General features: G+C 59.8%; 1 protein-coding gene. It reads right to left on the reverse strand.

What is annotated here, in order from left to right:
* Positions 1-158: 158 nt before the first annotated feature.
* Positions 159-1,499 (reverse strand): IS1380 family transposase, encoded by a 1,341-nt coding sequence (locus SxD43FB_RS23495; protein ID WP_043155119.1) that lies wholly within the window; start codon positions 1,497-1,499, stop codon positions 159-161.
* Positions 1,500-1,609 lie beyond the last annotated feature (110 nt).

Below are 1,609 nucleotides of genomic sequence, written 5' to 3' on the forward strand. Positions count from 1 at the left end.
CCCGTATAATTCATCGCGTTGTTGATCGGGCGTCAGGATTTCGGTTTTTGGTTGGAGGCAGGCGCGGTGCATCACTCCCGGGGATGAGCCGAAGGTCGGGTATGTTGAGGCTTGCGGGTTGAAGGGACGGGTTTGGTTTTTGGGGCCAGGCCCGTTGTTCAGGTAACGAGGCGAGGGATACGATCGAGGGCGACCCGGACGATCTGCTGGTTGGGACAGGCGGTGGGCCATTGGACGCGGATCAAGGTCTTCATTTCGACGACACGGGCAGCGATCTTGATGAGGTGCAGGCGCAAGGTATCGAACTGGACAGTGCGCCATATTGAGCGTTTCGGCATGGCGGTGCGCAGACCCCACATAAGCCAGTAGGCACCGGCATGAAGGAACAGCCGCAACTGGTTGGCCGTGGCCTTTGTGCAGGATGTACGGTCTGCGGCGAGATGGGTTTTCCACGACTTGATGTGATTTTCCGCCTGCCCCCGCCGGCAATAGACCTGCTCGTAGAGCCAGCGGGGCGAGCCCTTTTTGAGATTGGTGACGACGAAGCGGGTGTCGGCCCCCTGATCGCCGACTTCGACGCGGGCGATGATCCGCTCGACGCGGCTCCAGCTTTTAGCGCCGTCGTGGAATGCCTTGAAGCGGCGCACCTTGCCATCGTCGGTTGCGGCCTCGAAGCGCGCTTTGGTGCTGGTTTCGAGATCGGTGACATGGCGGCGCAATGTCGAGGTCGGCGCGACGCCCAGGATGAAGTCGTGTCCGCCCGCCCGGCACCAGTCGATGACCTCGGGACAGCAATAATGACTGTCGCCGCGCAGCATGATCTGCGTTCTTGGCCAGTTGGCGCGGATTGCACGCATCAGGCGGCGCAGGAAAGCCCTGATTTCCTTGCCGCCGGGTCGTTTGGCCGGGCGTAGCACGGCAGTGATGAAGCGGCCCTCGCCATCGAACACGACGATGGGTTGGAAGCCATATTCGTCATGATGGGCATTGAATAATCGCAACTGCTGGCCGCCATGCACGGCATCGAATGTGTCATCAATGTCGAGGACAATACGCTTGGGCACGGTGCGGAAGGAATCGCAATACAGATCAACCATCGCCCGGCCCATGCCCAGCAACGCACGCGTATCAGGCAGGTTCTCCAGTCGCGAGATCGTCGGCTGCGAACATAGCGCGCGATCCGAAGGTGCCAGATCAAGGGCCAGCTTGAACATCGGGTCGACGCGCAGACTGGAGGCGTCATTGCCATCCTCGTAACCCGCCGCAATCATCATCAGCCGGAAGCGGATAATGTCGGTAAGGCTGTGGGTGATCAGATCCGGCGCGCGGGGATCTTTGATGCAGGCCGCCATGCGATCCGCAACGCCAAGGCGCTGCTCCACCTCGCGCAACAGCAAAATCCCGCCGTCTGACGATAGCAGACCGCCGTCAAATCTGACGTCCAACCGCTTGCCCGAAACAGGTGACAGACCAGGTAGCGGCAGCGTAGGATCGTCCATGGCGGGTGTAGCTTTCTTGAAATGACGTTGATCGGATTAGACAACCAAATCATACGTTAAATCAGATGCTTACGCTACATCCGCCAACCCCCGATGAATTATACGGGCTA

This window comes from Sphingobium sp. D43FB, assembly GCF_002312805.1.
Taxonomy (GTDB): domain Bacteria; phylum Pseudomonadota; class Alphaproteobacteria; order Sphingomonadales; family Sphingomonadaceae; genus Sphingobium.

Coding starts and splice junctions, on each gene's coding strand:
- SxD43FB_RS23495 (WP_043155119.1), bottom strand. CDS start 1,499: ATGGACGATCCTACGCTGCCGCTACCTGGTCTGTCACCTGTTTCGGGC.